Source organism: Serratia sp. PL7 (assembly GCF_945957435.1).
Map to the genome: position 1 here is coordinate 2,895,674 of NZ_CAMFLB010000001.1, position 25,436 is coordinate 2,921,109.

A 25,436-nucleotide genomic window follows, 5' to 3' on the forward strand; every position below is an offset into this window, starting at 1 on the left:
TGCCATGCTGTTAGGTTATGGCGCCGGCGCCGCCGGCCTGCTGGCGCTGTTATTGGCCCTGCTGCTCGCCGGCATCCTGCTCGCCTGGTGGGGCTGGCGCTACGCCGCCGCCCGCTGCGGCCGCCCGCGCCCGCCGCTTTCCTGGGGCGGCTATCTGTTGGCCTCGGCGCTGGCGATCTACCCGGTGGCGTTCGCGCTGATGCTGATCGGCATGGCCATCCAGGACATCAAGAGCCAGCGGGCGGAAGATCGTTGGAATCAACGCAGCTACTTGACGCTCGACGAGGCAAAGCCGTTCGGTGAAACGACGCTGCCGAAAGGCAGCTGGGTAAACCGCCAGGAACCACGCCTGCCCGGCACCGAAGACAGCCCCATCACGATGAACGGCGTGACCGCCGTGCGTTTTCCTCAGCCGCAGAGCGTGGCCGGCGTGCCGATCATCGCCTTTGAGGTTTTACCGCCGGTGATGGAGCTGGCGAGCGCGCACACCTTTACCCGCCCGAGCGGCCAAAGGGTGCACTGCGAAGCCGGTTGGCTGGTCACCTTCTTGTTGCCGCCGGATCGGCCGGCCCCGCAGTGGGAGGAGTGGCAGGCCGGGCTGCCAGCGGCGGCGTTTCGGCCCAGCGACTGGATCTTTAGGGAGTGCTTCTCCAGCAGCCCGATCGCGGTGCTGACCTTGCACAACGGCGAAGTCAGGGTGCTGCCCTAAGCCTTACGCCGTGGCGTTGGGCAAACGCACGGTCACGCGGTTATTGGCCGTGGGCAGCTGCAGCGGCGTTTCCTGCCAGCTCACCGCGATAACCAATACCGGCGGGGCCGGCACGCGCGGCTCACGCCCGTCGGGCCCCACGCTGTAGGCATCCCATTCAATCACAAACACCCCGCTGTCTTGCGGCTCGACCCGCTCGACGAAAAAGGTGGTGTCCGAACCACGCCCGCCCGCCGGTTTATGCGCGTAAGAGAGCAGGCTGAACCACTCACCGGCGAAATACAGATGGTACAGACCATCGACGATATGCTCGCCGCGGAACTGGCAACCGCCGACGCTCAAGCCGCAGCCCGCTGGGGATCCCGCCACGCGTTCGAGATCGCGCACGAAGCGATCGGTCGGCCTGTTATCCAGCAACAGCTCATAAGGCGGCGCGTGCAGCAGCGCGGCAGGATCGTCCGCCAGGCGCAGATTCGCCGGCAACATCAAGCGCGCCGCCAGCACGCGGCCGTTGGGCAAGGCGATCTCCAGACGATCGGCCGGATCCTCTGTCCACGGCGGCACCCACAGACCGCGCACAAGGTGCAACGGCGTAGCCTCCGCCTGCCGACACCTCGCCCGCAGCCGCGCCAGCGCCTCGGCGGTACCGACGGCCAGCGCGTCCTGCTCGCGATCGGTCAATGCCGGCAGCGCGTACATCATCCGGGCGGCAGGCTCGTACACCGTCAGCCCCTCACCCTCACGACTGCGGGTCGGGATCAGGCGCAGCTTGCCATCGTCCACGTCCTGCGGTGCCGCACAGGCGCCATGCACAATCGCCCCGTCACGCAGCAGCAGCGTCCAAAAATTGGGGCCGCCCATGCCCAGCTCCCCCACGCCGCCAATCCGCCGATCGCTGTCGCCGGCGTGCGCCATTTCAATCGGCTGCGAATGCCAGTCGGTTTTGCGCCACTCTGCGGCCTCTTCGGGGTCTTGCACGCCTTTAGCGGCGTACTTCACCCATTGCAGCACGGCAAACAGCGCGATGCACAGCACGCCGAAAATCGGGTGATCCTGCCAAATCAACCCCCAACCGACGATCAAAAAGGCCCAGGCGGCCATGGCGATATCCTTTTCCACGAGAAAACCGCCTGATTCTAGCGCAGGAAACGCAAAGGGTTGAAGCCTATGCCATGAATAATTAGCCGTTAAATAGAAAGATAATAATTTCAGCGTTATTTCTGTGACTACAAAGATCACATAAATAACGCTTCAAAGAGTGATTTGAACGTAGAAAAGACAACTCCCTGTATCTCAATGCAATATTCGCAACCCTATTAAAAACCAAAAGATAAAAGGGAAAAAAAACTGCAGTAATTTGTGCATATTCTAAACATTGGCTATGTTTATACATACTCTTTATATGCAGGTAAATAGACTGAAAAACAAAAGAGAAAGGCTCCCAATATAATTAAACAAACCTCGCATACCGCGTGGGTGAAACGCTATTAAGTATAAAAATTCCGAGGATATTTTATCTCCGCGGAACGGATCACTTTGCATTTTATCGGGCCAATAGGCTACACACCGCAATTAATATCATTATTAGCATTCCGGAGAGCGACAATGAAAATCGTTACGGGCATTATCCTTACCTCTGTGGCCGTCTTCAGCGGCGCGGCTTACGCGGCCGATGCGCAGCCTACCACCGGCAGCGCGGCGGTGATGCTGGAACATGTGCATGCCGTGATGGAAAACGGCAGCCCGGCGCCGCAGCACGACGCCGCCTGCAAAAAAGAACTTTCCATGCCGGAATCGAAATATATGGGCATGAAGGTCAAAACCGATTACACCATCAACAGCAGCACCATGATGATGTCGGCCAAGTCGATGTTCCGATCGCCGAACTCTATGAAACCGATGGAGCTGACGGTCGATCTCTCCGCGCTGGGCCTGGCGGATGTGTATGCCTTCGGCGCCTTTAAACCGGCCGCGCTGCCGCAGGCCTATATTTATTTCACCATCGACAAGGATTTTAAAGATCCGGTCAGCACCTTTATGATCATCAACCAAGGCAAGCAATATAACTGCGTCATTTCCAGCTCGAATAAAATGATGAGTAAAGAGATGCGCGGCAAGATGATGATGAAGAAACAGTAACGGAATGAAAAACGGCGCTTCCCTTAACAGGAGGCGCCGTCAGCAAAGCCTTAAATCAGACCCGGATTGTATTTCTGGTTGAACTTCTCTTCCGATTGGAACAGATAAATAATGCCTTCGATAAAGCCGACAATTGCCGGGATCCCCGTCCAGCAGAACAGCAGGTAGAACAGCCCCCACCACTTCATCCCTAAGTAAAACTTGTGAATGCCCAGCCCACCCAGGAAGATGGCCAGCAGGGCCGCCGCGAGCTTGTCTTTTCTGCTCATAGTGCACTTCTCCTTACTTCTCACCGAACCACCGGCATGTCCAAAAAACGGATGCCGCTCCGCAGAGCGCCGCATCGCAGTGCTTGAGGAGAAAACATTCACCCATCAAGGCTCAACAGGGGTAATTATAACAGTGATTAATTAAACGGTTGTTTAACCGACGAAAAGGTAAGCAAAGGGAATCTGAAGGAGAGATGGTGCCGATAATAGGAGTCGAACCTACGACCTTCGCATTACGAATGCGCTGCTCTACCAACTGAGCTATATCGGCATCGAGCCGGGCCTGCGGGGCAAGCCGGAAGTGCGTTGAACAAGGTAGACCCGTGCACGAAATGAGTCAATAGCCGCCGGGGCGTTTGGTTGTTTTGCAAGCAGCCAGACTGCCCCACGTTGCCCCTTCCAAAAAAATCAGGGCACAGCATGCTGCGCCCTGACCTCTTTATGAATGACCGCAATGCGGCCTTAGCTGCGCACCAGATCGTCGCCGTAGCCGATCCACTTGTAGGTGGTCAGCGCATCCAGGCCCATCGGGCCGCGGGCGTGCAGTTTCTGGGTGCTCACCGCCACTTCCGCGCCCAGGCCGAACTGGCCGCCGTCGGTGAAGCGGGTGCTGGCGTTGACGTACACCGCCGAGGAGTCCACCGCGCGCACGAAGTGCTCGGCGCTGCTCAGCGAGCGGGTGAGGATCGCGTCGGAGTGGTTGGTGCCGTGGGTGCGGATGTGGTCGATAGCCTGATCGATATCGTCCACCAGCAATACGTTCAGATCCAGAGACAGCCATTCGTCGTCGTAATCCTCCGCATTCACCGGCACCACCGTCGCCGGGCCGCCCTGCAGCAGCGGCAGCGCGTTTTCCGCCGCGTGCAGCGTCACGCCCGCCGCCGCCATTTTGGCGCTCAGCGCCGGCAGGAACTCGGCGGCGATGCTGCGGTTCACCAGCAGCGTCTCCAGCGAGTTACAGGCGCTCGGGCGCTGGATCTTGGCGTTTTCAATCACCGTCAGCGCCTTGTCGAAATCGACGTCGGCGTCCACGTAGGTGTGGCACACGCCGATGCCGCCGGTGATCACCGGGATGGTCGATTGCTCGCGGCACAGCTTGTGCAGGCCGGCGCCGCCGCGCGGGATCAGCATGTCGACATAGCGATCCAGGCGCAGCAGTTCGTTCACCAGCGCGCGATCCGGGCTGTCGATCGCCTGCACCGCCGCCGCCGGCAGGCCGCACTGTTCTAGCGCCTGCTGGATCACTTTCACCGTCGCCTGGTTGGTGTTGTGCGTCTCTTTCCCGCCGCGCAGGATCACCGCGTTGCCGGTTTTCAGGCACAGGCTGGCGACGTCGATGGTGACGTTCGGCCGCGCCTCGTAAATCACGCCGATCACGCCGAGCGGCACCCGGCGGCGCTCCAGCTTCAGCCCGCTGTCCAGCAGGTTGCCGTCCAGCACGTGGCCGACCGGATCGTTCAGGCGGCATACCTGGCGCACGTCGTTGGCGATCGCCGCCAGCCGCGCCGGGGTCAACAGCAGGCGGTCGAGCAGCGCTTCGCTCATGCCGGTGGCGCGCGCCTGCGCCATGTCTTGTTCATTCGCCAGCAGGATCGCTTCACTGTTGGCTTCCAGCCTGTCGGCCATCACCGACAGCACCTGATTTTTCTTCGCCGTGCTCAGCACCGCCAGCTGCCAGGAGGCCTGCTTGGCGGCCTTCCCCATCTGCTCCAGCATGCTCACTCCTTAACTGACAATCATATCGTCGCGGTGCACTGCCACCGGACCGTATTCATAACCGAGGATCTCGCTGATTTCCTGCGAGTGGTGCCCGGCGATCATGCGCATCGCGTCGCTGTTGTAGCGGCTGACGCCGTGCGCCAGATCGCGCCCCGCCAGGTTGCGGATGCGGATCACTTCGCCGCGCGAGAAGTCGCCCTTCACTTCGCGGATGCCCTTCGGCAACAGCGAGCTGCCGCGCGCCATCATCGCTTCCACCGCGCCATCGTCGACGGTGATCTCACCGGCCGGTGGCGCGCCGAAGATCCAGCGCTTGCGGTTTTCCAGCGGGGTTTCCAACGCGTGGAAACGGGTGCCCACCGGTTTGCCTTCGATCACGTCCGCCACCACGCCCGGCTTGCTGCCCGCGGCGATCACCACGTCGATGCCGGCGCGGCAGGCCACGTCGGCCGCCTGCAGCTTGGTGCCCATGCCGCCGGTGCCCAGACCGGAGACGCTGTCGCCGGCGATGGCGCGCAGCGCGTCGTCGATGCCGTGCACTTCACGGATCAGTTCGGCCTGTGGGTTGTTGCGCGGATCGGCGGTGTAGAGGCCCTGCTGATCGGTCAGCAGCAGCAGTTTGTCAGCCCCGGCCAGAATGGCCGCCAGCGCCGACAGGTTATCGTTGTCGCCCACCTTGATTTCGGCGGTGGCGACGGCGTCGTTCTCATTGATTACCGGCACGATGCGGTTATCCAGCAGCGCCGTCATGGTGTCGCGCGCGTTGAGGAAGCGCTCGCGGTCCTCCAGATCGGCACGCGTCAGCAGCATCTGCCCGACGTGAATGCCGTAAATGGAGAACAGCTGTTCCCACAGCTGGATCAGCCGGCTCTGCCCTACCGCTGCCAGCAGCTGCTTGGAGGCGATGGTGGCGGGCAGCTCGGGGTAGCCCAGGTGTTCGCGCCCGGCGGCGATGGCGCCGGAAGTGACGATGACAATGCGGTGGCCCGCGGCGTGTTGCTGCGCACATTGGCGCACCAATTCGACAATGTGGGCGCGGTTCAGACGCAGCGATCCGCCGGTCAACACGCTGGTGCCCAATTTCACAACCAATGTCTGGCTGCCGTTCATAGTATTTCTGCCGTGTGTAATGATGAGAAGAAGAGTGCAAAGGTCTTTGTAACAGGAGAGACGCGTTATGCCAACAGGCACAACGCGAAATCAGCACAATACGTGGTCAAACGGGGTCAGGCGGAGAGTTTGATCAGTTTTTCTTTGAAATCGTCGGCGGGTTCCAGCCCCAGTTCCATGGTCGCCAGCAGCTCGCCCAGGCGGCGATGGAAGTCGCGCAGGGTGTCTTCCAGCTTGGCGTTTACTTCATCATCCTTAATGTTTTGCGCCGTCCAGTCGCCTTCCTTGTCGAACAGGCCGAATTGGTACGAATAGGTGAAGCGCGCCTCTTCCGCCTGCAGCTCCATCCACCAGCCCCAGAACTCACGCTTCTCCGGAGCGGGCTTTACATTGACGCAGACGGCCAAACAATCAAAGAAAAAACGGTCGTTTTCACATTGCCCTTCACGCAGGTACGGCCCCAAGCTGGCAAAACGTTTCATTAGTCGGCTTTTAGGGTGACCACTCGGTAACGTCATTCTCTAACCTCCTCAATGTAGACCACTCTTTTTAACAAACTGTTAAAATTTAGCAACTAATTAACGCATTTTGTCCCTCAGCCAACCGGACATCTGCAGCAACGCCCGGTGGAAGCTGTCGTACACCGGGGTGCGCGGGATGGCGACCAGCTTGCCGCTCACCGAGGAGGTGACGATCAGCTGCGACTCCTCTTTCGGACTGAGCGTATCGCGCTCCCAGTAGCCGGAGATCATCGGCGTCGGGCAACGGCGCCCCAGCAGCCCCTGCATTTTCAGCGAGTAGCTGTTCAGCTCCACCTTCAGCACGTTGTCCGAGGCGTTAGCCATGCCCATGCGGCTGGCCAGCACGTCCATATACATGTCCGGCACGTTCAACTGGGTGCTGCTGTCGCACAGCAGGCGATGCACCACCGGCCCCAGGCAGGCTACGCCGCGCAGCCGCTGCGGCTCCAGATAGGCCAGCCGCACCGCCACGTTGGCGCCGAAGCGGAAGCCGAAGGCGCTCACCCGCTGATGATCCACCCACGGCACCGAGGCCAGCTGGATCAGCACCTGTTGGTGCAGGTAGCTGGAGTCCTGCGTCAGCTTCCATTTGCACGAAGAACCGATCGACGGCATATCGAGCGTCAGCATGGCGATGCCGTGCGGCGCCAGGTAGTCGCGGAACAGGCGATGATAGTCGGTCTGCAGCGTATCGAGGCTGCCGCACATCAGCACCGTCGGGAACGGCGCCTCGCCCTTCTCCGGCATGTGCAGGAAACCGGTGACGCTGCCGCCGCCTTCGATGCGGAACTCCAGCTCTTTCAGCTGATACGGCAGCAACAGCGCCGCCTCTTCGTAAGCGCGGTTGGCGAGCATCTCCGCCTGTTCGGCCAGCTCGTCGCCCTTCAGGTGCGGGTAACCGGCGATGCTGTACAGGCTCGCGGCCTTCAGCCAGTACTCGCCGCCGAGCAGCGGATCCTGCTGTTCCGTCGCCCGCTGCTGCCACTGCATGCCCTGATGGATCCACTCGTAGATCCAGTTGCCGTTGCGGTAGCCCACCACGGTATCCAGCCGCTGCGGATTGCTGCGCTCGGCGTCCGAGGCGGCGATGCGCGCCAGCACTTCGTGGATTTCGATCGGGCTGACGCCGCGCCAGGCCCACAGCAACGGATTCAGCATGCGATACCAGCTGCCGGTGGTGTCGCCTTCCAATGCGGAATGCATGGCGGCGCTCACTTTGTTGCGCGCGCGCAGCACCAGCGTCGAGGTTTCAGGGTGTTTGAATTTGGGCTTGAAAAGAATTTCAGAAAGGTTGGCCTGTGCCATGGTAACAACAGCCTCCGTAAATCTGGCGATAGGCCGCAAAAGGCCTACTTAACTGGAGGTAGTGTACCTAACTCTGGCGGGATAAACCAAGATAACGCAAACGCCCGGCATAACCGGGCGTTGGGCTGGAACTGGCTGGACTTAGCGACCGCCGATCGGGGGAACGAAGCTGACGCCCATGTCCCACGGCTGTTCGATCCAGGTATCCTGCGGGATGTCGACTTCGTAGTCGTCCACCAGCGGACGACCCGCCGGCTTAGCGAAGATGGTGACGAAATGCGCTTTCGGGTACATGTCGCGGATCGCTTTCGCGGTGCCGCCGGTATCCACCAGATCGTCCACCACGATGAAGCCTTCACCGTCGCCTTCGGCGCGCTTGAGCACTTTCATTTCGCGTTGGTTGTCATGGTCATAGCTGGAAATGCAGACGGTATCCACATAGCGGATGCCCAGTTCGCGCGCCAGCAGGCCCGCCGGTACCAGACCGCCGCGGCTTACGGCAATGATGCCTGTCCATTTGTCGGCAGGCAGCAGGCGGTGCGCCAGCTTGCGTGCGTGCATTTGCAGCATATCCCAGGTAACAACGTATTTTTCGCTCATAGAATCGTGTCCCAGCCGGCGGTGAAGCGGCTTATTTGTAGTTCAGGGGAAAAAAGGTTGCGCGAGATTATAGAGACTGGCCGCGTTGAATTCCAGCTGTACCGAGGAAAACCTCGCGATTTCCGCCGGGCGGCTTTTCGGTGATTGATGCTGAAAAAGCGAGCGTTCCCGCAGCGAAGCCATGTGATCAAGCGCTTAAACCGCACAATACGGGGGGCGCACCGCCGGAAATAAAGTGATATTCTCTGACGATCGTGCCACGACGCACAGATACCCGCTCACCTTAACCGCGCGGCATGCCCGTCCTGTCGGAGCCTGCCGTCACAGGAGACTTATAGTGTCTGAATTGTCTCAGCTTTCGCCACAGCCGCTGTGGGATATTTTCGCCAAGATCTGTTCTATCCCGCACCCTTCTTATCATGAAGAAGCGCTGGCGCAGCACATCCTCACCTGGGCCAAAGAAAAGAACCTGCACGCCGAGCGTGATCAGGTCGGCAATATCCTGCTGCGCAAACCAGCCACCAAAGGCATGGAAAACCGCAAGCCGGTGGCGCTGCAGGCACACCTGGACATGGTGCCGCAAAAGAATAACGACACCGTACACGACTTCGCCAAGGATCCGATCCAGCCTTATATCGCCGGCGAGTGGGTGAAAGCGCGCGGCACCACGCTGGGCGCCGACAACGGCATCGGCATGGCCTCCGCCCTGGCGGTGCTGGCCGACGACAGCGTTGAGCACGGCCCGCTGGAAGTGCTGCTGACCATGACCGAAGAAGCGGGGATGGACGGCGCCTTCGGGCTGCAGCCGAACTGGCTGCAGGCGGATATCCTGATCAATACCGATTCCGAAGAAGAAGGCGAAATCTACATGGGTTGCGCCGGCGGTATCGACTTCATCACCACCCTGCCGCTGCAGCGCGAAGCGGTGCCGGCCGGTTACCAAACCCTGAAGCTGACCCTCAAGGGCCTGAAAGGCGGCCATTCCGGCGCCGAGATCCACGTCGGGCTGGGCAACGCCAACAAACTGCTGGCGCGCTTCCTGTTCGCCCATGCGGCGGCGCTGAACCTGCGCGTGCTGGACCTGAACGGCGGCACCCTGCGCAACGCCATCCCGCGTGAAGCCTCCGCGGTGGTAGCGGTGCCGGCGGACAAGGCCGACGTACTGAAAGCGCTGAGCCAGGAGTTCCTGGCCGTGCTGCAGAACGAACTCTCCGCCAAAGAGAAGAACATCACCGTGCTGTTGGAGCCGACCACCAGCGCTTCGCTGGCGCTGAGCGCCGACAGCCAGCAGCGCTTCCTGGCGCTGCTGAACGGCACGCCGAACGGCGTGATCCGCATGAGCGACGCGGTGAAAGGCGTGGTGGAAACCTCGCTGAACGTCGGCGTGGTCACCACCAGCGAAAACGAAGCGGAAATCATCTGCCTGATCCGCTCCCTGATCGACAGTGGCAAAGACTACGTGGTCGAGATGCTGACCGCGTTGGGCCAGCTGGCCGGCGCTAAAGTGGCGCCGAAGGGCGGCTACCCGGGCTGGCAGCCGGACGCCGACTCGCCGGTGATGCACCTGGTGCGCGAGCTGTATCAGGATCTGTTCGACAAGACGCCGAACATCATGGTGATCCACGCCGGTCTGGAATGCGGTCTGTTCAAAAAGCCATATCCAAACATGGACATGGTATCGATCGGGCCAACCATCACCGGCCCGCATTCGCCGGATGAGCAGGTGCATATCGAAAGCGTCGGCCTGTACTGGAAGCTGCTGACCTCGTTGCTGAAAGCAATCCCTGAGCGCGCGTAATCTGCACGCTTAACGCAAAAAGCCGGCGACCGCCGGCTTTTTTATTCCCACGACAGCGCCAGCTGCCGCTCCAGCTGCGGATCGAGCAGCGTCACATGCAACCCCACCAGCCGCACGCCGCGCCCTTCGCGCCGCTCGCGCCACGCCTGCCGCGCCACCTCCAGCAAATCCTGCCGGTTCAGCACCGGGAACACGTGCTCCTGGGTGGTTTGCTGAAAATCCTGAAACTTCAGCTTCACGCCCTGCCGGGCGATGTGCAGATCCGGCTTCACCTTGCGCAGCCGCATCTCCAGCTCGGGATAGAGTTTGTCGATAATCAGCGTTTCGCAGTCTTCCCAGTCGTGAATATCCTCCGCCAGCGTGCGCTCCACCCCCACCGATTTGCGCAGCCGCTCAGGAGAGATTTCGCGCCGATCGATGCCCTGACAGCGCTCCCACAGCACCCGGCCGAACTTGCCGAAGCGCTTGAGCAGCTGCGCCAAATCGTATTGCTGCACGTCGGCGCAGGTGATAAGCCCCACTTCCTCCAGCCGCTTGGCGGTCACCTTGCCGACGCCGGGGATCTTGCTGAGCGGCAGCTGCTGCAAAAACGCCGGCACCTGCGCCGGCGTGATCACGTATTGCCCGTTCGGCTTGTTCATCTCGGAGGCGATTTTAGCGAGAAACTTGATTGGCGCGATGCCGGCCGACGCGGTGAGGTTCAGCTCGTCGGCGATCGCCTGACGGATTTCCTGGGCGATCAGCGTCGCCGAACCGTTGCATTGCGGGCTGTCGGTCACGTCGAGGTAGGCCTCGTCGAGCGAAAGCGGCTCGATCAACGGGGTATAGCGGGCGAAGATTTCGCGGATGTGCAGCGAAGCTTCTTTGTAGGCCGCCATGCGCCCCGGCAGCAGGGTGAGATGCGGGCACAGTTTGAGCGCCATCGCCGTGGACATGGCACTGTGCACGCCGTAGCGCCGCGCCGGGTAGTTGGCGGTGCTGATCACCCCGCGGCGATCGGCGCTACCGCCAATCGCCAGCGGGATATCGCGCAGGCTGGGATCGTCGCGCATCTCCACTGCCGCGAAGAAGCAGTCCATATCGACATGAATGATTTTACGCATCGCACCCTCCAACAATACTGTATAAGTATACAGCCAGGCACCAAAAGCTCAAGGCCGCAGAGCTCGAGGAAAGCGGCGTTTCTGACAGATATTTCCGCGTTGTTAAAAAAGCTTAATTTTTCAATAGTATGATTTCCGCCATCCCGTGCGGCTCACCACAACGATAACGACAAGGTACCCTACATGATCAGATTTTCTCATTTGCTGCTGGCTTCCGCGCTGTCGCTGAGCGCGCTGGCGGCCAGCGCCGCGGCCGGTCATGCGCCGGCGATCGTCGCCCATCGCGGCGGCACCGCCGATGCGCCGGAAAACACTCGCATCGCCATCGAAACCGCGCTGAAAAACGGCGCCGACGCCATCTGGATCACCCTGCAAGAATCCAAAGACGGCATCATCGTGCTGTATCGCCCCTCGGATCTGAAAGCGCTGACCAACCGGCAGGGTCCTGTTTCTGCCTATACCGCCGCGCAGCTGGCCGAGACCGACGCCGGTTGGGCCTTCGCCAAGGGTGACGCACACCCGTTCCGCGGCCAGGGTATCGGCATTCCACGGCTCGACGACGTGCTTAAAGCGTTTCCGCACGTCACTTTTTATCTGGACATCAAATCCCCGGACGCCGATCCGGCGCAGTTTGGCCAAACGCTGCTGGCGACGTTGCAAAGCACCGACAGCCTGAACCGCATCCGCGTCTACTCTACCGACGCCAAATACCTGCAGGCGCTGCCGCCGGCCATCCCGCGCTTTGAAAGCCGCGACGAAACCCGCACGCTGCTGGCCAACGTCACCATGGCGCACCAGTGCGACGTCAAACCGGACAACCGGCAGCCGCGCTGGTACGGGCTGGAGCTGAAGCGCGAGGTGGAAGTGGTGGAGAAATATACCCTCGGCGAAGGGCGTTCGAAGGCGTTTCTGACCTGGGATAAAGAGTCGATGGACTGTTTCCGCTCGCAGGGCCCGGCGCACATTATCCTGTTCGGCGTCAACTCGCCGCAGGAATATCAGCAGGCGCTGGCGCTGGGCGCTGACGGCGTGATGGTCAACTCGCCGGCCGAGGCGAAAAGCTTCCGCAAGGCGAAATAAAAAACCCGGCCAAGGCCGGGTTTTCGCTACAGAATACGGTGCTTTTCCAACTGCTCGCGCCGCTGCGCCGCTTTGGCTTCGCGCTTTTTGCGCGCATCGCACGGCTCCGGGCAGTCGCAGACTTTCTCCATGCCCAGCGCGGTGATGCCGCCGCAGCTGCCCTGCAGGCTTTTGCGTTTGAACACATAGCCCAGCGACATGCCGCCGACGATCAGCAGAAACAACACGAAAGTAGCGGCGAATACCGTCAACATAGCAACCTCACGAACGCTTTTTCAGATAGGGCTTGAACGCGTCTGAGTAACGCTCCTCAAACCCGTCGGCGGTTTTCACGATCATGAACACCGGGATACCGAGCAGGTTGGCCAGCGCCAGGCCGCGCTCCGGCCCCATCACGTTCAGGCCGGTGGACAGCCCGTCGGCGGTCATGCAGGTCGGGCTCAGCACGGTGATCGACACCAAACGGTGGTGAATGGGTCGGCCGGTGACCGGATCGATGGTGTGCGAATAGCGCACCCCGTCCTGCTCGAAGTAGTTGCGATAGTCACCCGAGGTAGCGATCGACATCTCCCCCGGCTGGATCACCAGCTGCGCCTGCTGTTGCGTACCGGCGGTCGGGCGCTCGATGGCGATGCGCCACGGCTTTTGCTCGCCGTTATGCCCGCGCGTGCGCACCTCACCGCCGATATCCACCATGTAGTTCTTCACATGCCGGGACTGCAGATATTCCGCCACCACGTCCACGCCATACCCTTTGGCGATCGACGACAGATCGACGTACAGCTCAGGGATGCTTTTCACCAGCGCGCTGCCCTGCACCGACAGTTTGTCGGCGCCGGTCCAGGCGCGGCGGTGCGCCAGTTCCGCCTCGCTCGGCACTTTGTCCGGCCGCCCTTCCGGGCCGAAGCCCCACAGGTTGACCAGCGGCCCGACGGTCACGTCCAGCGCGCCGTCAGTGACGCGGTTGATGCGCAGCGCTTCGCGCACCACCTCAGCGGTGGCCGGCGAAACCGGGAACGGCCGGTCAATGTCGCGGTTGGCATTGAAGCGGCTCAGCTCGGAATCCGGCCGGTAGGTGGACATCTGATCGTTCACCTGCTCCAGCCGTTTGTCGATCTCTGCCTGCATCTCGCGCGCCGACGGCGTATCTTCGCCGGTCACGTAACGGATCGAATACGAGGTGCCCATGGTTTTACCCATCAGGTCCACCTGTTCCGGCCCGCAGCCGGTCAGCAGCAGGGTGGCGCTCAGCGCCACACCCGTCAGCCAGTTCTTCATCGCCAATGCGCGCAATTTAGCCACCAAAGTCATCCAGCATGATGTTTTCGTCTTCGACGCCCAGATCTTTGAGCATCTTGATCACCGCGGCGTTCATCATCGGCGGCCCGCACATGTAAAACTCGCAGTCCTCCGGTGCCGGGTGGTTCCTCAGGTAGTTCTCCAGCAGAACATTATGGATAAAGCCGGTGTAGCCGGTCCAGTTATCTTCCGGCTGCGGATCCGACAGCGCCACGTGCCAGGTGAAGTTTTCGTTCTCCGCCTGCAGCTGGTTGAAGTCGTCTTCATAGAACATCTCGCGCAGCGAACGCGCGCCGTACCAGAAGGTGATCTTGCGCTTCGAGTTCAGGCGCTTGAGCTGATCGAAGATGTGCGAACGCATCGGTGCCATGCCCGCGCCGCCGCCGATGAAGATCATTTCGGCGTCGGTGTCCTTGGCGAAGAACTCGCCGAACGGCCCGGAGATGGTCACCTTGTCACCGGCTTTCAGCGACCAGATATAGGAAGACATGATGCCCGGCGGCACGTCCGGATTATTCGGCGGCGGCGTGGCGATACGCACGTTGAGCATGATGATGCCCTTCTCTTCCGGGTAGTTGGCCATCGAGTAGGCGCGCACCGTGGTGTCGTTCACCGTCGAGCGGTAGCGGAACAGGTTGAACTTGTCCCAGTCGCCGCGATACTCCTGCGGCACGTCGAAGTCGGCGTAGCTGATGTCGTGCGCCGGTGCTTCGATCTGGATAAAGCCGCCCGCGCGGAACGGCACGTCCTCACCATCGGGGATCTTCAGCTTCAGCTCTTTGATAAAGGTGGCTTTGTTATCGTTGGAGATAACCTCGCACTCCCATTTCTTCACGCCGAAGATCTCTTCCGGCAGCTCGATCTTCAGGTTCTGCTTCACGTTCACCTGGCACGCCAGGCGGCACCCTTCTTTCGCTTCGCGCTTGTTGATGTGCGAGAGCTCGGTCGGCAGGATATCGCCGCCGCCCTCTTTGATCACCACCCGGCACTGGCCGCAGGAACCGCCGCCGCCGCAGGCCGAGGAGACGAAGATCCCCTGGCTGGAGAGCACGTTGAGCAGCTTGTCGCCCGCCGGCGCATGGAAGCTCTTATCCAGATCGCCGTTGATTTCCACCGCGATGTCACCGGTGTTCACCAGCTTCGATTTGGCGAACAGGATCAGCAACACCAGCACCATCACGATGGTGGTGAACATTGCTACGCCTAAAATAATTTCCATAAATTCTTCCCGCCTTTACAACTGAACACCGGAGAAGGACATGAAGCCCAGCGCCATCAGTCCGGTGGTGATAAAGGTAATGCCCAGGCCGCGCAGCCCTGCCGGCACGTTGGCATACTTGAGTTTTTCGCGGATCCCCGCCATGGCGACGATCGCCAGCATCCAGCCGGTGCCGGAACCAAAGCCGTACACCACCGACTCGGCGAAGTTATAGTCGCGCTGCACCATGAAGGACACGCCGCCGAAGATGGCGCAGTTCACGGTGATGAGCGGCAGGAAGATGCCGAGCGCGTTATACAGCGACGGGAAGAAGCGATCGAGGATCATCTCCAAAATCTGTACCAGCGCCGCGATCACGCCGATGAAGGTGATGAAGTTGAGGAAGCTCAGATCGACGCCTTCCACCAGCGCGCCGTCGCGCAGGATCAGGTTGTAGACCAGGTTGTTCACCGGCACCGAAATGCCGAGCACGATGGTCACCGCGATGCCCAGGCCAAAGGCGGTCGAGACCTTCTTCGACACCGCCAGGAAGGTACACATCCCGAGGAAGAACGCCAGCGCCATGTTCTCGACGAACACCGCGCGCACAAACAGGCTGATATAGTGTTCCATCGGCCTTTACTCCTTTTCGATCTGCGCCGGCTTCAGGGTGCGCAGCACCCAGATCAGCAGGCCGATGATGAAGAACGCGCTCGGCGCCAGCAGGAACAGGCCGTTCGGCTGGTACCAGCCGCCGTTCTGCACCGTTTCCAGCACCGGGACGCCGAACAGCTTGCCGGAGCCAATCAGCTCGCGCAGGAAACCGACCAGCACCAGGATCACCCCGTAACCCAGCCCGTTGCCGATGCCGTCCATAAAGCTCTCGATCGGCGGCGACTTCATGGCATAAGCCTCGGCGCGCCCCATCACGATGCAGTTGGTGATGATAAGGCCGACGAACACCGACAGCTGCTTGGAGATCTCGAACGCATAAGCGCGCAGCAGCTGATCGACCACGATCACCAGCGAGGCGATGATCGCCATCTGCACGATGATGCGCACGCTGTTGGGAATATGGTGACGGATCAGCGAGATGAAGAAGCTGGAGAACGCGGTCACCAGCGTCACCGCAATGGTCATCACCACCGCCGTCTCCAGCTTGGTGGTCACCGCCAACGCAGAACAGACGCCCAACACCTGCAGGGCGATCGGGTTATTGTCGAACAGCGGCCCCAGCAGGACCCGCTTTATCTCTTTGGAATCAGCCATTTTTCAGCGCTCCTTCACGAACTTTTTTCAGGAACGGGCCGAAGCCGTGCTCGCCCAACCAGAAATCAAACGTATGCTGCACACCGTTGGAGGTCAGCGTGGCGCCGGATAGGCCGTCCACTCCGTGCACATCCCCCTGACGTGCGCCGCCTTTCACCACGCGGATCGCCGGCTGGCCGTTGTCGTCGAACAGCTGTTTACCGACCCACTGCTGGCGCCAGGACGGATTCTCGACCTCACCGCCCAGCCCTGGGGTTTCCCCCTGGTCGTAGTAGGTGATGCCCTTGACCGTATTGCCGTCGTTATCCAGCGCCACGAAGGCGTACATCATCGACCACAGGCCGGTGCCGTATACCGGCAGCACAAGCTTGTTCACCTGGCCGCTTTCGTCGCGCACCAGGTAGATTTCCGCCTGGTTGCTACGGCGTTTGATACCGGCCGGATCGTCGCCCGCGGGCAACGCCACGCTTTTGGCGTCGTCGCGCAGCGCGGCGCCCAGATCGAACGCCGCCGCCTTGCCAGCGACAAACTCGCCGCTGTTCAGATCCACCAGGCGCGGTTCGATGCGCTCGCTGTACAGACGCTTGACCTGCTCGCTCTCCATTTTCGGCTGCAACAGGCCGGCTACGTCGAGAATATTGCGCTGCTTATCGAGCAGCTTTTGCTCCTGCTGTTTGGACTTCAGGCCGACGGCGGAGCCCGCCACCACCACTGAACACACCAGACACAGCAGCAGCACTACCAGCAGCGTTTTACCGATGCCGTCGTTTTTCGCTTCATTCGCCACGGGCTTTTCTCCGCTTGATGTTGGCCTGCACCACCAGGTAATCGAACAGCGGTGCGAACAGGTTGGCGAACAGGATCGCCAGCATCATGCCTTCCGGATAGGCGGGGTTGACCACCCGGATCAGCACGCACATCACGCCGATCAGAATGCCGTACCACCATTTCCCCTTATTGGTGAAGGAGGCGGAAACCGGGTCGGTCGCCATAAAGATCATGCCGAAGGCGAAGCCGCCCAGCACCAGATGCCAGTACCACGGCATGGCGAACATCGGGTTGGTGTCCGAACCGATGGCGTTGAACAACAGTGCAGAAGCCACCATGCCGAGCATCACGCCGGCGACGATGCGCCAGGAGGCCACGCGGCCGAACAGGATAATCGCCCCGCCGATCAGGATCATCAGCGTGGAGACTTCACCGATGGAGCCGGGAATGTTGCCGAGGAAGGCGTCCAGCCAGCTGATGGACTGGCCGGTGGCCACGTTGCTCAGGCTGTGCGCCCCGCCTGCACTCCACTGCGCCAGCGGCGTCGCGCCGGAGAAACCGTCCGCGGAGGTCCACACCAAATCGCCGGAGATCTGCGCCGGATAGGCGAAGAACAGGAAGGCGCGGCCGGCCAGCGCCGGGTTGAGGAAGTTGCGCCCGGTGCCGCCGAAGATCTCTTTGGCCACCACCACGCCGAAGGTGATGCCAAGCGCGGCCTGCCACAGCGGCAGGGTCGGCGGCACGATCAGCGCAAACAGGATTGAAGTGACGAAGAAGCCTTCGTTAACCTCATGCTTACGGATAATGGCGAACAGCACCTCCCAGAAGCCGCCGACGACAAACACCACGGCGTATATCGGCAGGAAGTAACAGGCGCCCAGCACCATCTTGCTGACCCAGCCGGCGTCGGCCGCCAGCGAGGCGCCTAGCCACTGCGCCAGACGATAATGCCAGTCGCCCGCCAGCACCTGTTGCAGCGCGTCGCCGCTGTACAGATGGTGCAGCGCCGGGATCGCCTGCTGGCCAACGTTGTACATGCCCCAGAACATCGCCGGGAACACCGCCAGCCACACCAGGATCATCATGCGTTTCAAATCGATGGCGTCGCGCACGTGCGAAGCGCCGCGCGTCACCGTGCCGGGGGTATAAAACACCGTGGTGGTCGCTTCATATAGCGGGTACCACTTTTCCAGTTTGCCGCCCGGCGTGAAGTGATGCTCTATCTTCTCAAAATAATTCTTCAGGCCCATCGGTTATCCTTCCTGCTCAATCTTGGTCAGCACCTCGCGCAGCACCGGCGCGTACTCATACTTGCCGGGGCAAACGAAGGTGCACAACGCCAGATCTTCCTCGTCCAGCTCCAGGCAGCCCAGCGCCTGCGCACTGTCGCTGTCGCCCGCCAGCAAATCGCGCAGCAGCAGCGTCGGCAAAATATCCAGCGGCATCACCCGCTCGTAGTTGCCGATCGGCACCATGGCGCGTTCGCCGCCGTTAGTGGTGGTCGAGAAGGCGAACAGTTTGTTTTTCAGGAAGTGGCCCAGCGTGGTGCGGGTAATAGAGAACTTGTTCGGCGACGGCACGATCCAGCCGAACAGCTCTTTGTCGCGCCCTTCTTCCAGCACCGACACCTGCGAGTGGAAACGGCCGAGCCAGGCGTTCGGCCCGGCGGCGTGCATGCCGTTCAGCACCGAACCGGAGATCACCCGGTTCTCGCCGTCTTTCAGGCGGCCGGCGGTCAGCTCCTCGAGGCTGGCCCCCAGGCGGGTGCGCAGCAGCGCCGGCTGCGCCACCTGCGGCCCGGCCAGCGCCACGACCCGGCGGGTATCGAGCTTACCGGTGGTGAACAGCGTGCCGATGGCGATGACGTCCTGGTAGCCGATGTGCCAAACGATTTTCTTCAGGCTAACCGGTTCAAGGAAGTGAATGTGGGTGCCCACCAGCCCGGCGGGATGCGGGCCGGCAAATTCGCTGTAGGCGATCTGCGGGCCGCTCTGCTGGCCAACGGAGGCGCCGGCGGCGTGACATACGTGCACCTTGCCCGCCGTCAGGCGTGCCAAGACCACCAGCCCGGCGTTGAACGCCGCCTGCTGCTCGGCGATGATCACCTGCGGATCGGCGGCCAACGGTTGGGTATCCATCGCGGTGACGAAAATGGCGCGCGGTTCGCTGCCGGGGCTTGGCGTTTTACTGAACGGGCGGGTGCGCAGTGCGGTCCACAGGCCACTGGCGATCAGTTCGCTCTCGACCTGTTCGCGTGGCAACTGGGCCAATTCCCCCTGCGGGTAGTGCGCAAACTCGAGCTGATCGTCGCCGCCGTTTTCCAGCGCAATCACCACCGATTGCAATACGCGCCGCTCGCCGCGGTTAATCGCGACGATGCGGCCGCTGGCGGGAGCCGTGAAGAAAACCCCGGGGTTTTTCTTATCTTCGAACAACGCCTGGCCTTTCTTAACGGTATCGCCTTCCTGCACCAGCATGGAGGGGCGCATTCCGACATACTCTTCCCCAAGCAGGGCGACATGCTGAATGTTCGGGCCATCTTGGATCGCCTGAACCGGGGCTCCGGCTATCGGCAGATCTAACCCTTTTCTGATCTTAATCATAGGATTTATACGATGTAGTTGGGTTTACACGTCTGCCCGGCCCCAGAGGCGGGTGCTGACGATGCCAGGATTGCCGGGCAGTGCGCACAACGGCACGCCCAACATGAACTTTCTCGCAGTGAAAAACTGGGGTAACGCGCATTCCCTTGAGTCCCCCTTTCCGTTGTTTGCGCGACAGTCGATGTGTTAACGGCATGTAGCCAAATAACCATCAAAACGGCCGGGTTATATGCAATAACTCTTGCCGCTTCAATCGCCACAGCGCGTTAAATTGAAGAGAGAATATTAACATTGTTCGCAACATTGTTCTGCGTTACGTCGTGACTTGGGTCAAGCAAACGCAATTAAATTTCGCCTGTTTTTCACTACTTATCGTTAAAATCTGCCGGTCATTTCACTTTTATCGAGCTTTGTCGTTTTTTTATACATATCACGTATTGCTAAAAATAAACGCGCTGGTAATCTGGCGGTGTTTTGCAGCAGTAAAAACAATAATCAGTGGCATGCTGGCCAACCTCAATTGCGCCGGCGGATAAATATAAGCAGGAATAATAATGAGCAAAATCGCGCTGTTGTTTGCGATGCTTGTTTCTATGCCGATGATCACGGCCTGCAGCGCCAGCGAGCAGGTACCCGAAGCGCCGGTAGTTAAACAGCAATTATTGGGTTCGCCGGTCTATATTCAGATCTTCAAAGAGGAACGCAAGCTGGAATTGTATGCCCGAATGGGCAATGAATTCCGCCTGGTCAACACGTTCCCGATCTGTAATTTCTCCGGTGGGCTGGGTCCTAAACGTCGTGAAGGCGACTTAAAAGTCCGGAAGGCTTTTATAGCGTTGACGCGCGCCATCTGAAACCCGACAGCAAGTATTACCGGGCGATCAATATCGGTTTCCCTAATGATTACGATAAATCGCAGGGCTATTCCGGCGCTTATCTGATGATCCACGGCGAATGTAAATCGATTGGCTGTTATGCGATGACCAACACCTATATGGATGAGATCTATCGCTACGTCGAAGCCGCCTTCGCCTATGGCCAAAGCCGCGTCGACATCAGCATCTACCCGTTCCGCATGACCGAGCAAAACCTTAAGCGCCATGCGTCATCCAGCTATATCGCCTTCTGGCGCCAGCTGAAGCCGGGTTACGATTACTTCGCGAAGAACCACCAGCCGCCGATGATGACCGTAGACAACGGCCAGTATGTGCTGGGTCAACCGTTGATGAGCAGCGGCCAGATGACGCAGTACGCGTCAGCCAGCCCGACGCCCAACACCAATCCCTTCGCTCAGAACAAGCCGCTCACCGAAGTGAAATAACGCGAACTCGCCTGGCTCAATCTTGTGCCAGGTTTCGTTGGCGGTCAGCGGTTGGGTGGCGATCACCGTGACCACATCGTTCGGTGTGGTCTGCTGCTGAAAATCGATTTCCACATCCTGATCGAGCAGCGTCGCCTTGCCGAACGGCGCGCGGCGCGTGATCCAATACAGGTTGGTGGAGCAATAGGCCATCACGAAGCGCCCGTCCGACAACAGCATATTGAAGACCCCTTTCTTGCGCAGCTGGCTCGCCAACAGGCCGATATAGCGGAAAACCGCCGGCCACTGGCTCGGGGTGCGCGGGTATTTCAGCGCCAGCTGATGCAGCAGCCAGCAGAACGCGTATTCGCTGTCGGTCTGGCCGACCGGGCGGAACGTGCCGGTATCCAACTGACGATAGCCTTTCAATTGGCCATTGTGCGCGTAGGTCCAGTTGCGGCCCCACAGTTCGCGGGTGAACGGGTGGGTGTTTTCCAACGCCACTTCGCCGCGATTGGCCTGGCGAATATGGGACACCACCGCACAGGACTTGATCGGGTAGTCCTGTACCAGGCGGGCGATCGGCGAGTTGAAGCTCGGCTGCGGATCCTTGAATGTGCGGCAGCCGTTCCCTTCATAGAAGGTAATGCCCCAGCCATCCTTATGCGGCCCGGTGCGGCCGCCGCGCTGTACCAGGCCGGTAAAGCTGAAGCAGATATCGGTCGGTACGTTTGCGCTCATCCCGAGCAGTTCACACATCGCCAGCACTCCTTAACCACACTGACACAGGCTGTGCGGACGCACCATGCGGCGTCCGCCGTCTTATCCATGGGGAGCCGCAGCTCCCCGAAGGCTATCAAGCCTTAACCATCTCTTTTTCGATCAGCTGAATCAAGATGTGAATCGCTTTGATGTGGATTTCCTGAATGCGGTCGGCGTAGCCGAAGTGCGGCACGCGAATTTCCACATCGGCGGAACCCGCCATTTTGCCGCCGTCCTTGCCGGTCAGGGTGATCACTTTCATCCCCTTGGCACGCGCCGCGTCGATGGCCTTGATGATGTTGCCGGAGTTGCCGGAGGTGGAAATGCCCAGCAGCACGTCGCCTTCGCGGCCCACCGCTTCCACATAGCGGGAGAACACATACTCATAGCCGAAATCGTTGCTGACGCAGGACAGATGGCTCACGTCCGAGATGGCAATCGCCGGGTAGCCCGGGCGGTTTTCACGGTAGCGGCCGGTCAGCTCTTCGGCGAAGTGCATCGCGTCGCAATGGGAACCGCCGTTGCCGCAGGAAATCACTTTACCGCCGGCTTTGAAGGAATCCGCCAGCAGCACCGCCGCACGTTGGATGGCGTCGATGTTGGCGTCGTCATTGATAAATTTCGCCAGGGTATCAGCTGCTTCGTTCAGTTCACTGCGAATAAGGTCGTGGTACATGAGGAACCTCTTGTTATCGTCAAATCTTCCGCTTCGCAGTGTACCGGATCGCGGAAACAGCGAGAAGCATTCTCAGCCAAACAGCGCGCCAGTTAAGGAAGCGGAGAGGTTTTTGATGATTGGTGCTGTCAGTTTGTGACCTGAGTTGTAATTAAACTGTAAACGCATTGATAAAAATTCTGCCTTGTACTAAAACCTATTACATACACACAACAGGTCAGACCTCTTACTACTTCGGAGCTTCTTATGATGGTTCTTAGTATCGTCGTTTTCCTGGCTCTCCTCGGCGTGGTGTTCTACCACCGAGTGAACCTTACCCTCAGCAGCCTGATCCTGGTGGCGTACACTGCCGCCATGGGTGCTATCGGCCTGTGGAGCTTCTGGCTGTTGCTGCCGCTGGCGATCGTGCTGCTGCCGCTGAACCTTTCCTCTGTACGCCGTTCCCTGCTCTCCGCGCCGACGCTGCGAGCCTTCCGCAAGGTGATGCCGCCGATGTCCACCACCGAGAAGGAAGCGATCGACGCCGGTACCACCTGGTGGGAAGGCGATCTGTTCCGCGGCGCGCCGGACTGGAACAAGCTGCACAGCTACCCGAAACCGCGCCTAACGGAAGAAGAGCAGGCGTTTATCGACGGCCCGGTGGAAGAAGCCTGCCGCATGGCCAACGACTTCCAGATCACCCACGAACTGGCCGATCTGCCGCCTGAACTCTGGGCGTACCTGAAAGAACACCGTTTCTTCGCGATGATCATCAAGAAAGAGTACGGCGGTCTGGAATTCTCACCTTACGCTCAGGCGATGGTGCTGCAAAAACTGGCCGGCGTTTCCGGCATCCTGGCGATCACCGTCGGCGTGCCAAACTCCCTCGGCCCGGGCGAACTGCTGCAGCACTACGGTACCGAAGAACAGAAAAACCACTATCTGCCGGGCCTGGCGCGCGGCGACGAAATTCCTTGCTTCGCGCTGACCAGCCCGGAAGCGGGTTCCGATGCCGGCGCGATCCCGGACGTGGGCACCGTGTGCATGGGCGAATGGCAAGGCAAGCAGGTACTGGGCATGCGCCTGACCTGGAACAAGCGCTACATCACGCTGGCGCCGGTCGCTACCGTACTGGGCCTAGCGTTCAAACTGCATGACCCGAATCGCCTGCTGAGCGACAACGAATCCCCGGGCATCACCTGTGCGCTGATCCCAACCAGCACGCCGGGCGTGGAAATCGGCAACCGTCACTTCCCGCTGAACGTGCCGTTCCAGAACGGCCCAACCCGCGGCACCGACGTGTTCGTGCCGATCGATTACATCATCGGCGGGCCGAAAATGGCCGGCCAGGGCTGGCGCATGCTGGTTGAATGCCTGTCGGTCGGCCGCGGCATCACCCTGCCGTCCAACTCTACCGGCAGCCTGAAATCCATCGCCCTGGCGACCGGCGCCTACGCGCACATTCGCCGTCAGTTCAAGATCTCCATCGGCAAGATGGAGGGGATCGAAGAGCCGTTGGCACGCATCGCCGGCAACACCTATGTGATGGACGCCGCCGCTTCGCTGATCACCTACGCGCTGGTGCAGGGCGAGAAACCGGCCGTGCTGTCGGCCATCGTCAAATACCACTGTACACACCGCGGCCAGCAGTCGATCGTTGACGCCATGGACATCGCCGGCGGTAAAGGCATCATGCTGGGCGAATCCAACTTCCTGGCTCGAGCCTATCAGGGCGCACCGATCGCCATCACGGTGGAAGGCGCGAACATCCTGACCCGCACCATGATGATCTTCGGCCAGGGCGCAATCCGCTGCCATCCTTATGTGCTGGATGAAATGGCAGCGGCGCAGAACAACGATCTGAACGCCTTCGATAAATCGCTGTTCGGCCACCTGGGCCACGTCGGCAGCAACAAGGTACGCAGCTTCTGGCTGGGCCTGACCAACGGCCGCACCAGCGCCACGCCGACCAAGGATGCGACCCGTCGTTACTATCAGCAGTTGAACCGCCTGAGCGCCAACCTGGCGCTGCTGTCGGACGTTTCCATGGGCGTGCTGGGCGGCAGCCTGAAGCGCCGTGAGCGTATCTCCGCTCGCCTGGGGGATATCCTCAGCCAGATGTATTTGGCTTCCGCCGTGCTGAAACGCTTTGACGACGAAGGCCGTCAGAAAGAAGATCTGCCGCTGGTGCATTGGGGCGTGCAAGACAGCCTGCATAAAGCCGAACAGGCGCTGGATGACCTGCTGCGCAACTTCCCGAACCGCTTTATCGCTGGCGCGATGCGCTTCGTGGTCTTCCCGTTCGGCCGCGTGCATACCGCACCGTCCGATCGCCTGGATCACCAGTTGGCCAAGATCCTGCAGGTGCCTTCCGCCACCCGCAGCCGCCTGGGGCGCGGTCAGTACCTGACGCCGAGCGAACATAACCCAATCGGCCTGCTGGAAGCGGCGCTGGCCGACGTGATGGCCGCCGAGCCGATTCACGAACGTCTGTGCAAGGCAGCCGGCAAAAACCTGCCGTTCACCCGTCTGGATCGTTTGGCGGAACGCGCGCTGGAAGAAGGCAAGATCAGCGCCGACGAAGCGAAGATCCTGGTGAAAGCCGAAGAGAGTCGTCTGCGCTCCATCAACGTGGACGACTTTGCACCGGATGCGCTGGCGGCCGCCAAGCCGGAAAAGCCGGCGGCGCAGTCTAAGCGCCAACAGCAGACCGAAGCGGCTTAACGCCAATTCCCACTCCACGCATCCAAGGGGCGATCATCATCGCCCCTTTTTCTTTTCTTGCACCACAAACTGCGCACCGCGCCGCAGGTTGGCGCAACGGCGGATTTCACGGGAAGGAAGTTCGAGTAGACAGCGCGGCGGGTGCTCTGGATCTTTCTGTCCGGAGCCTTGGCAAAGGAGAGAAAGAGAAAGGCCCCGAGTCGATATTATCAACCCGAGGCCACTCTGATGCCAAGCAACATCAGGCTAGCCTCTTACCCGCCGCAAGGCAAGGATAGGGAGGTCAAAAATGCAGCAAAAACGGGTCGTACTTAAACTGGTGATCGTCTGTATGACGCTGATCGCGTTCATCTGGCTAACCCGCGGTTCGCTGTGCGAACTGCGCATCAGGTTGGGAGACTCGGAGGTTGCGGCCACTTTGGCTTACGAATCCGAACGGTAAGGCAACCCAACGGCGGGGTTCGCCCCGCCCGTTGGCTGATGATGTCAGGCAGGATCCACGAGC

24 protein-coding genes, 1 tRNA gene and 1 pseudogene are annotated in these 25,436 nt (G+C 60.5%); 7 read left to right on the forward strand and 19 right to left on the reverse strand.

The genetic code is table 11. The features are described from left to right. Positions 1 to 4 precede the first annotated feature (4 nt). Positions 5 to 709 carry a hypothetical protein gene (locus N6G83_RS14120; protein ID WP_142590787.1) on the forward strand — a complete coding sequence of 235 codons (705 nt, stop codon included), beginning with the start codon at positions 5 to 7 and terminating at the stop codon, positions 707 to 709. A gap of 3 nt (positions 710 to 712) precedes the next feature. Here the strand turns inward: N6G83_RS14120 and N6G83_RS14125 are convergent, their stop codons facing one another. Beyond that, a complete protein-coding gene (locus N6G83_RS14125) occupies positions 713 to 1,828 on the reverse strand; it encodes a hypothetical protein (RefSeq protein WP_260515531.1) in 1,116 nt (371 codons plus the stop codon). A 486-nt stretch (positions 1,829 to 2,314) separates the two neighbouring features. Between N6G83_RS14125 and N6G83_RS14130 the strand changes: the two genes are divergently transcribed. Further along, a complete protein-coding gene (locus N6G83_RS14130) occupies positions 2,315 to 2,848 on the forward strand; it encodes a hypothetical protein (protein WP_260515533.1) in 534 nt (177 codons plus the stop codon). 50 nt (positions 2,849 to 2,898) lie between these two features. Here N6G83_RS14130 and N6G83_RS14135 read toward each other — a convergent pair whose 3' ends face one another. The 7 genes from N6G83_RS14135 to gpt form a co-directional block, all read right to left on the reverse strand. Then, the gene (locus N6G83_RS14135) at positions 2,899 to 3,117 is read right to left on the reverse strand and encodes a TM2 domain-containing protein (protein ID WP_015376761.1); all 219 of its coding nucleotides are present in this window, start codon (positions 3,115 to 3,117) and stop codon (positions 2,899 to 2,901) included. Between the two features lie 195 nt (positions 3,118 to 3,312). Next, a tRNA-Thr gene (locus N6G83_RS14140) sits at positions 3,313 to 3,388 on the reverse strand. A gap of 191 nt (positions 3,389 to 3,579) precedes the next feature. Then, complete coding sequence (gene proA / locus N6G83_RS14145; RefSeq protein WP_015376739.1) at positions 3,580 to 4,833, reverse strand: glutamate-5-semialdehyde dehydrogenase; 1,254 nt, start codon at positions 4,831 to 4,833, stop codon at positions 3,580 to 3,582. 9 nt (positions 4,834 to 4,842) lie between these two features. Beyond that, positions 4,843 to 5,946 carry a glutamate 5-kinase gene (gene proB, locus N6G83_RS14150; RefSeq protein WP_015376738.1) on the reverse strand — a complete coding sequence of 368 codons (1,104 nt, stop codon included), beginning with the start codon at positions 5,944 to 5,946 and terminating at the stop codon, positions 4,843 to 4,845. Positions 5,947 to 6,062: 116 nt separating this feature from the next. Continuing rightward, positions 6,063 to 6,464, reverse strand: coding sequence for a sigma factor-binding protein Crl (crl, locus tag N6G83_RS14155; protein WP_004930258.1), 402 nt, complete (start codon positions 6,462 to 6,464; stop codon positions 6,063 to 6,065). A 60-nt stretch (positions 6,465 to 6,524) separates the two neighbouring features. Beyond that, positions 6,525 to 7,772, reverse strand: coding sequence for an esterase FrsA (gene frsA, locus N6G83_RS14160; RefSeq protein ID WP_021504999.1), 1,248 nt, complete (start codon positions 7,770 to 7,772; stop codon positions 6,525 to 6,527). 141 nt (positions 7,773 to 7,913) lie between these two features. After that, positions 7,914 to 8,372: a xanthine phosphoribosyltransferase gene (gene gpt / locus N6G83_RS14165; protein WP_025301674.1), complete on the reverse strand. Its 459-nt coding sequence runs from the start codon at positions 8,370 to 8,372 to the stop codon at positions 7,914 to 7,916. 337 nt (positions 8,373 to 8,709) lie between these two features. Here gpt and pepD point away from each other — a divergent pair, with 337 nt between their 5' ends. Next, complete coding sequence (pepD, locus tag N6G83_RS14170; protein ID WP_025301673.1) at positions 8,710 to 10,170, forward strand: beta-Ala-His dipeptidase; 1,461 nt, start codon at positions 8,710 to 8,712, stop codon at positions 10,168 to 10,170. Positions 10,171 to 10,211: 41 nt separating this feature from the next. On the opposite strand, the gene dinB is transcribed toward pepD, so the two are convergent. Beyond that, positions 10,212 to 11,273, reverse strand: coding sequence for a DNA polymerase IV (gene dinB, locus N6G83_RS14175; RefSeq protein WP_025301672.1), 1,062 nt, complete (start codon positions 11,271 to 11,273; stop codon positions 10,212 to 10,214). A 183-nt stretch (positions 11,274 to 11,456) separates the two neighbouring features. Between dinB and N6G83_RS14180 the strand changes: the two genes are divergently transcribed. Further along, positions 11,457 to 12,353: a glycerophosphodiester phosphodiesterase family protein gene (locus N6G83_RS14180; RefSeq protein WP_038628925.1), complete on the forward strand. Its 897-nt coding sequence runs from the start codon at positions 11,457 to 11,459 to the stop codon at positions 12,351 to 12,353. A gap of 26 nt (positions 12,354 to 12,379) precedes the next feature. Here the strand turns inward: N6G83_RS14180 and nqrM are convergent, their stop codons facing one another. From nqrM to N6G83_RS14220, 8 genes are read right to left on the reverse strand one after another with little or no spacing between them, the layout of a single operon-like run. Continuing rightward, entirely contained in the window at positions 12,380 to 12,607 is a 228-nt protein-coding gene (gene nqrM, locus N6G83_RS14185; RefSeq protein WP_016928987.1) for a (Na+)-NQR maturation NqrM, read from the reverse strand. A 7-nt stretch (positions 12,608 to 12,614) separates the two neighbouring features. Continuing rightward, positions 12,615 to 13,664 (reverse strand): FAD:protein FMN transferase, encoded by a 1,050-nt coding sequence (locus N6G83_RS14190; protein ID WP_043135534.1) that lies wholly within the window; start codon positions 13,662 to 13,664, stop codon positions 12,615 to 12,617. Beyond that, on the reverse strand, positions 13,648 to 14,871 hold the full coding sequence (gene nqrF, locus N6G83_RS14195) for an NADH:ubiquinone reductase (Na(+)-transporting) subunit F (RefSeq protein WP_043135532.1): 1,224 nt from the start codon (positions 14,869 to 14,871) through the stop codon (positions 13,648 to 13,650). Before nqrF ends, N6G83_RS14190 begins: the two co-directional genes overlap by 17 nt. Before the next feature lie 15 nt (positions 14,872 to 14,886). Further along, on the reverse strand, positions 14,887 to 15,483 hold the full coding sequence (gene nqrE, locus N6G83_RS14200; RefSeq protein WP_004930235.1) for an NADH:ubiquinone reductase (Na(+)-transporting) subunit E: 597 nt from the start codon (positions 15,481 to 15,483) through the stop codon (positions 14,887 to 14,889). A gap of 6 nt (positions 15,484 to 15,489) precedes the next feature. Continuing rightward, the gene (locus tag N6G83_RS14205) at positions 15,490 to 16,119 is read right to left on the reverse strand and encodes an NADH:ubiquinone reductase (Na(+)-transporting) subunit D (protein WP_004930232.1); all 630 of its coding nucleotides are present in this window, start codon (positions 16,117 to 16,119) and stop codon (positions 15,490 to 15,492) included. Continuing rightward, a complete protein-coding gene (locus N6G83_RS14210) occupies positions 16,112 to 16,906 on the reverse strand; it encodes a Na(+)-translocating NADH-quinone reductase subunit C (RefSeq protein ID WP_025301668.1) in 795 nt (264 codons plus the stop codon). The genes N6G83_RS14205 and N6G83_RS14210 overlap by 8 nt, the downstream gene beginning before the upstream one ends. Further along, positions 16,896 to 18,137, reverse strand: a complete 1,242-nt coding sequence (locus tag N6G83_RS14215) for an NADH:ubiquinone reductase (Na(+)-transporting) subunit B (protein WP_016928991.1) — start codon at positions 18,135 to 18,137, stop codon at positions 16,896 to 16,898. The genes N6G83_RS14210 and N6G83_RS14215 overlap by 11 nt, the downstream gene beginning before the upstream one ends. 3 nt (positions 18,138 to 18,140) lie before the next feature. Then, positions 18,141 to 19,490, reverse strand: a complete 1,350-nt coding sequence (locus N6G83_RS14220; RefSeq protein WP_049208695.1) for a Na(+)-translocating NADH-quinone reductase subunit A — start codon at positions 19,488 to 19,490, stop codon at positions 18,141 to 18,143. A 554-nt stretch (positions 19,491 to 20,044) separates the two neighbouring features. Between N6G83_RS14220 and dpaA the strand changes: the two are divergent. Continuing rightward, positions 20,045 to 20,811: pseudogene (gene dpaA / locus N6G83_RS14225) on the forward strand (peptidoglycan meso-diaminopimelic acid protein amidase). On the opposite strand, the gene N6G83_RS14230 reads toward dpaA, so the two are convergent. Both N6G83_RS14230 and lpcA read right to left on the reverse strand, forming a co-directional pair. Next, the gene (locus N6G83_RS14230) at positions 20,746 to 21,549 is read right to left on the reverse strand and encodes a class II glutamine amidotransferase (RefSeq protein WP_019454310.1); all 804 of its coding nucleotides are present in this window, start codon (positions 21,547 to 21,549) and stop codon (positions 20,746 to 20,748) included. The pseudogene dpaA and the gene N6G83_RS14230 sit on opposite strands and share 66 nt — an antisense overlap. A 97-nt stretch (positions 21,550 to 21,646) precedes the next feature. Then, positions 21,647 to 22,228 carry a D-sedoheptulose 7-phosphate isomerase gene (gene lpcA, locus N6G83_RS14235; RefSeq protein WP_004930220.1) on the reverse strand — a complete coding sequence of 194 codons (582 nt, stop codon included), beginning with the start codon at positions 22,226 to 22,228 and terminating at the stop codon, positions 21,647 to 21,649. Positions 22,229 to 22,474: 246 nt separating this feature from the next. On the opposite strand from lpcA, the gene fadE reads away from it, so the two are divergent. Together fadE and N6G83_RS14245 are read left to right on the forward strand one after the other, a co-directional pair. After that, positions 22,475 to 24,931 (forward strand): acyl-CoA dehydrogenase FadE, encoded by a 2,457-nt coding sequence (gene fadE, locus N6G83_RS14240; RefSeq protein ID WP_260515539.1) that lies wholly within the window; start codon positions 22,475 to 22,477, stop codon positions 24,929 to 24,931. A 289-nt stretch (positions 24,932 to 25,220) separates the two neighbouring features. Then, positions 25,221 to 25,373, forward strand: a complete 153-nt coding sequence (locus N6G83_RS14245; protein WP_004930217.1) for a Hok/Gef family protein — start codon at positions 25,221 to 25,223, stop codon at positions 25,371 to 25,373. Positions 25,374 to 25,436 lie beyond the last annotated feature (63 nt).